This window comes from Acinetobacter portensis (assembly GCF_009372215.1).
Lineage (GTDB): Bacteria > Pseudomonadota > Gammaproteobacteria > Pseudomonadales > Moraxellaceae > Acinetobacter > Acinetobacter portensis.
In genome coordinates this window covers 1-4,964 of the sequence record NZ_LWRV01000003.1, presented here as the reverse complement: position 1 = coordinate 4,964, position 4,964 = coordinate 1, and the positions used below count along the sequence as shown (strand labels likewise).

Below are 4,964 nucleotides of genomic sequence, written 5' to 3'. Positions count from 1 at the left end.
TTTATGAAGGAAGTCTAATATGTTTAATTTATAAATTTTCTGTTATAAACCAATAGATAATAATAAAATTCAAAGGTGAGTGTTATGTTTGATGCGCAGATTACTCTGGAAACATTGTTCCAACAGCTGGGTCTTGCTTCAGATGAAAAAGATATGGATTTATTTGTAGATCAACATCAATTGACAACCGATGTAAAGCTGTATGACGCGCCTTTTTGGAATGAAGAGCAACGCCTTTTTCTGACCACTCATGAAACCAATGATAAATGGGGAGTTGTTATTGAGCTTCTTGATGAGTTATTACATGATGATTAATGATATTTGAAGCAGTATTCACAATTTGAAACAACCTAGTGGGAAATATCGCTAGGTTTTTTTATAAATATCTTATAAGTTGATTAAATAATAAACTACAAATAAGCTTATAAGGAGGGCGAAAGCTCATGCAGAACAAACCATCCTTAGAATTATTGTTTTCACAACTTGGTTTAGCCAATAGCCCAGCTGCAATTGAGTTGTATGTTCGTACACATCAGTTACCCGCACAAGTTTCTCTTCATGATGCGCCGTTTTGGAACAAAGGACAGAGATCATTGCTTATTAGCCATTTAGTACAAGATGATGATTGGGCAATTTGGGTAGATGAACTGAATCAACAATTGCATTTAGATGCTTATCAGGTGCAACCCGTACTGATTTAGAAATACCATATTTAAGCGAATAAAATAAAAGCCTCAATAGAGGCTTTTATTTTTCAGGAAATTTAGTGGAGTTTTGCTTGAATAAGTTGAGAAAACCAAAGTTCTTCTCTAAAAGAATCAAATGCAGAATGCTCATTCAATATTTCTAAATCACATGATTGAGTTTTACTATATTTTATCAACCAATGACGTGTCATAGCTGGTTCTTTTTTAACAGCAGAAGCATAAGCTAAGAAGAAATAAATATCGCCATGTTCGGCTTTAGACATTGGCTTCATAATTTGTTGGGTAATAATGGCATAACGTTGTTCTTGAGTAATTTCATAGAACATCATATATGTTTTGGCTAAATGCAAAGATAAATTGATATATAAATCAAAAGGCATTTCGGCAAATTCAATACGTGCTTGTTCAAGCAAAACAACGGCTTCTTGTAAAAAGTGAACCTGTTCTTGACGAAGATCACTGATCATGACCAATTGAAGACGTAAATCAGCACGTTCTAATGCAAGTTGAGGTGTATTTTCATTTAGGTAAGCTTGGTCAGTTTCACCAATACGTTGAATAATTTGCTTCGTGTTTTCACGCATAGTGAACATCCTCATTGAATCATCTAAACTATATGAGGATGTTTCTTTAAATTTAAAGTTACAAAATAGAATCGTTATGACGCAACCATGAAGTAATAGATAAGCGTTGATGTTTTGCTTCTAAAACTTCGTGTAATAAATCACTTTGAAATAAAGCAATACGGTTTGGTTTAGGTTGAAGTGTATGCCATACATTATTTTTATCTTCTAAGCGTAACTCGCCACCCCAACCATCTTGCCAATCTTCATGTAAATAATACACAGCAGAAATAATACGACCATTTTTACCTTGAGGATTATCTCGATGCAAAGCGTAAAATTCACCTGCGTTATAACAAGCAAAATGCGCTTCTACATTATTGATACCCAAATAAAATGCCCGATTAAATTGTTCAGCAAGAGCATAAAGTGTTTTGGTATGTTGATGAGAAACTTCTAAGGCTTCATTGAGCCACAAAATATGGTCACTGCGAATAGTGGAAACAATGCCATTTTGAATTGCAGCATCGCGAAATTGATTTAAATGAGAGGTGCATTCTTCTACAAGTTGATGAATATATTCAGAAGAATAAGCATCATCAATAATTGCAAAACCATGTTGATCTAGACCATCTAAGATCTGATCAACATTCCACGACTTTGGGAGAAGAACTGCTTCCATAACTGCAAACTCAAAATAATAAAAAGTGTTCGTTATTCTAGAACAAGATATGCTCCTGAATGAAACTAAATTTCATGCTAAAATACTCGTTGATATGAGGAATAAATGAAACATGAATTACCGTCACCATTACCATGCAGGCAACTTTGCCGATGTCATGAAGCACGTTTTACTGCTTCAATTGCTGACTCGACTCAATGCAAAAGATAAACCCTATCGCTATGTAGACACGCATGGTGGTGCAGGTAAATATGATTTATCGACATCTGAAGCACAAAAGTCTGGCGAGTTTTTAACAGGTATTCACCGCTTAGTGAAACTTGATGATTCTATTAAACGTAATGCACCTGAAGGCATTCAACAGTATTTGAAAGTTGTTGATGCTATGCGTGAAAACTTTGGTAAGGGTGCTTACCCTGGTTCACCATGGTTTGCACTAGAAGGTATGCGTGAAATAGATAAAGCTACTATTTTTGAAATGCAACGCGATGTATTCCAACAATTACGTCATAACATTTTCGATAAGCGTGCAGGCTTGCATGAGCGCGATGCTTACGAAGGTCTTTTAGGTGTTATTCCACCAAAAGAAAAACGTGGCTTGGTTATGATTGACCCTCCATACGAATTGGAGCGTAAAGATTTCCCGCAACTTGTAGAGCTTTTAGTTGCTGCATACAAAAAATGGCCGACAGGTTGTTTCGCAGTATGGTACCCAATTAAAGATCGCGCGATGATCGAACGTTTTGAAAAGAAAATGTATAAAACGGGTATTCGTCGTCAATTGGTTTGTGAAATTTGTGTATGGCCAGATGACACACCTGTTGGTCTAAATGGTTGTGGTTTACTTGTGATTAATCCACCATGGAAATTCTCACAAGATGCAGATGAAGCATTACAGTGGTTATTCCCACATTTACGCATGAGCGAAAATGGTGGACACGCTGCTGTACGTTGGTTAGTTGGCGAATAATTTATAAATAAGTCAGAAATGGTCACATTTAGGAACGAAGAATGACAAATACAAATAAACCTGAACGGGAAATTTCCTCAACAAAAGAAAGTGGTTTCGATGGAATCACTTTTGAAGTTGAAGAGGAAGAACATACTCATGAAGGGCAGAAAGTAAAACGTCGTGGTATCTATTTGTGGCCAAATTTGATCACAACAGCAGCGTTGTTATCTGGCTTTTATTCGATTATTGCGAGTATGAATCATGATTACACGCATGCTGTTTATGCCATTTTTATTGCAGCATTATTAGATGGTTTAGATGGTCGTGTTGCACGAGCAATTGGTGCGCAAAGTCCATTTGGTGAGCAATTTGATTCATTATCAGATTTACTCGCTTTTGGTGTTGCACCTGCAATTTTAATGTATAGCTGGAGTCTGCACGATTTAGGTCGTATCGGCTTGGCAGCTTGTTTTGTATATACCGCATGTGCTGCATTTCGTTTAGCACGCTTTAATGTACAAATTGGTGTTGTTGATAAACGCTACTTTATTGGTGTTGCAAGTCCACTTGCAGCCGTCATGATTATTTCACTTGTACTTGTAGCACGTGATTTCCCAGAATTATTCAATTTAAAAGAAGCTGGTAGTCAAATTCTAAATGCTGTAATCATTGTTGCAGTTGGCTTGTTGATGATCTCAAACATCAAATATTATTCATTTAAGACGGTAGAACGTAAGCGCGTTCCATTCTTTGTTTTACCAATTATTGTTTTCATCTTTGCTGCAATGACTTACAACATACCTGTAGGTATATTTGTTATTTCTATTCTTTATGCATTATCGGGCTTTGTAACGACATTCTTTGCAAGAAATAATGCGGAAACAACATGATTTAAAATGAGGAGTTCGATATGACATTGTTTCAAGATTTTCTAGATCAATCTAAACAATGCAATCGGGCTTCTCAACGCTCTTATGAAAGTTTGCCTTATCATCCTCCGAATAAAAAATATAAAATAATTCATAATGCGCTAATCATCCCGAATTTACCTGCGCCACTTCATTATCTAAACTTCCATAGCTTAATTGGACAGCCTAACTCACCTATATTTCAAAATAATAGTTCAAGCCAAAGCCATGGGGTAGATATAGCAACTGTATTGGCAAGCACGAGTGCTCAAATGGTTGGGCATTTACATACCTATTCAATTCAAAATGAATGTTCATTTCTTCAAGATAAATTTCAATTTTCAGATAGAGAACAAATTACAGGTCATTTTCCTGAGTTCTTTGTAGAGCGAGAAGATTCTGAATTAAGTTTTAAACTCAAGATCACAACAACAAATACAATTTCACACTTTTTGAAAATAAGAATGTCACTTGCAGAATATTGGTCATCGTTATGTTTATGTGAGGGAGAGGTGATTTATAAACAGCAAAAAATACATATTAAACAGATTGGATCTTTTGAATATGCACGAATGGTGAATTTCCCATATGTATCTTATGCATTTTTTACATATCAAATCATCAATCTAGAAAATAATAGACAGCTCTTGTGTATGCAAATAAGAAATGAAACAAATCAAATACTACAATCGAGAATGTATTTAAAAGATGGTGTAAAAGGACAAACAGAAATGTTTGAAGACAATGTTGCTTTTAATGTTGATCGAGTTTATCCAAAAATAAAAACACCAAACGGACAACATATGTATTTGCCACGAGAATTTTCATGGGCATGTTTAGATCATGATGGTTGTGGAATATTGGTTGTAGCTCAAAGTAGGGGGGATTTCAAATTTGGGGTTGGTGCAGGTTATGTGGGGAGCTTTAGCTATAGCGTAAAAATAAATAATCAAGAAGAAATAGGCGAAGGTGGCTATTGTGAATACATCGATTGTCGTTCTTTAAGGTGGCAGGAACAAAATAAGGATGATGAAATATATAATTCCAATGCTAATTTCGTCCCATTTATGACCAAAAGATAATAAAAAGTGGTTATTTTGTAGAATAAATAAACAGACGGATAAAAAAAGAGAAATAAATTAAAAAAGGGGG

General features: G+C 35.2%; 7 protein-coding genes. 5 read left to right on the top strand and 2 right to left on the bottom strand.

Annotated elements, in window-relative coordinates; translation table 11 throughout:
• Positions 1 to 84: 84 nt before the first annotated feature.
• Positions 85 to 315, top strand: coding sequence for a DUF2789 family protein (locus A6M14_RS00610; RefSeq protein WP_152872844.1), 231 nt, complete (start codon positions 85 to 87; stop codon positions 313 to 315).
• 128 nt (positions 316 to 443) lie between these two features.
• Positions 444 to 701 carry a DUF2789 family protein gene (locus A6M14_RS00605; protein WP_152872843.1) on the top strand — a complete coding sequence of 86 codons (258 nt, stop codon included), beginning with the start codon at positions 444 to 446 and terminating at the stop codon, positions 699 to 701.
• Between the two features lie 62 nt (positions 702 to 763).
• Here A6M14_RS00605 and A6M14_RS00600 read toward each other — a convergent pair whose 3' ends face one another.
• Together A6M14_RS00600 and A6M14_RS00595 are read right to left on the bottom strand one after the other, a co-directional pair.
• The gene (locus A6M14_RS00600) at positions 764 to 1,291 is read right to left on the bottom strand and encodes a hypothetical protein (protein WP_152872842.1); all 528 of its coding nucleotides are present in this window, start codon (positions 1,289 to 1,291) and stop codon (positions 764 to 766) included.
• A 58-nt stretch (positions 1,292 to 1,349) separates the two neighbouring features.
• Positions 1,350 to 1,952, bottom strand: a complete 603-nt coding sequence (locus tag A6M14_RS00595) for a 2OG-Fe(II) oxygenase (RefSeq protein ID WP_152872841.1) — start codon at positions 1,950 to 1,952, stop codon at positions 1,350 to 1,352.
• A 112-nt stretch (positions 1,953 to 2,064) separates the two neighbouring features.
• Here A6M14_RS00595 and A6M14_RS00590 point away from each other — a divergent pair, with 112 nt between their 5' ends.
• From A6M14_RS00590 to A6M14_RS00580, 3 genes are read left to right on the top strand one after another with little or no spacing between them, the layout of a single operon-like run.
• Complete coding sequence (locus A6M14_RS00590; RefSeq protein ID WP_152872840.1) at positions 2,065 to 2,922, top strand: 23S rRNA (adenine(2030)-N(6))-methyltransferase RlmJ; 858 nt, start codon at positions 2,065 to 2,067, stop codon at positions 2,920 to 2,922.
• Between the two features lie 41 nt (positions 2,923 to 2,963).
• Positions 2,964 to 3,794 carry a CDP-diacylglycerol--serine O-phosphatidyltransferase gene (gene pssA, locus A6M14_RS00585; RefSeq protein WP_152872839.1) on the top strand — a complete coding sequence of 277 codons (831 nt, stop codon included), beginning with the start codon at positions 2,964 to 2,966 and terminating at the stop codon, positions 3,792 to 3,794.
• A 20-nt stretch (positions 3,795 to 3,814) separates the two neighbouring features.
• Positions 3,815 to 4,894 carry a DUF6670 family protein gene (locus A6M14_RS00580; RefSeq protein ID WP_152872838.1) on the top strand — a complete coding sequence of 360 codons (1,080 nt, stop codon included), beginning with the start codon at positions 3,815 to 3,817 and terminating at the stop codon, positions 4,892 to 4,894.
• Positions 4,895 to 4,964: the final 70 nt, after the last annotated feature.

Excerpts from the sequence above, each read along its gene's own strand:
- A6M14_RS00600 (WP_152872842.1), bottom strand. The coding sequence starts at position 1,291 with ATGCGTGAAAACACGAAGCAAATTATTCAACGTATTGGTGAAACTGAC.
- A6M14_RS00580 (WP_152872838.1), top strand. The coding sequence starts at position 3,815 with ATGACATTGTTTCAAGATTTTCTAGATCAATCTAAACAATGCAATCGG.
- A6M14_RS00605 (WP_152872843.1), top strand. The coding sequence starts at position 444 with ATGCAGAACAAACCATCCTTAGAATTATTGTTTTCACAACTTGGTTTA.
- A6M14_RS00590 (WP_152872840.1), top strand. The coding sequence starts at position 2,065 with ATGAATTACCGTCACCATTACCATGCAGGCAACTTTGCCGATGTCATG.
- A6M14_RS00610 (WP_152872844.1), top strand. The coding sequence starts at position 85 with ATGTTTGATGCGCAGATTACTCTGGAAACATTGTTCCAACAGCTGGGT.
- A6M14_RS00595 (WP_152872841.1), bottom strand. The coding sequence starts at position 1,952 with ATGGAAGCAGTTCTTCTCCCAAAGTCGTGGAATGTTGATCAGATCTTA.
- pssA (WP_152872839.1), top strand. The coding sequence starts at position 2,964 with ATGACAAATACAAATAAACCTGAACGGGAAATTTCCTCAACAAAAGAA.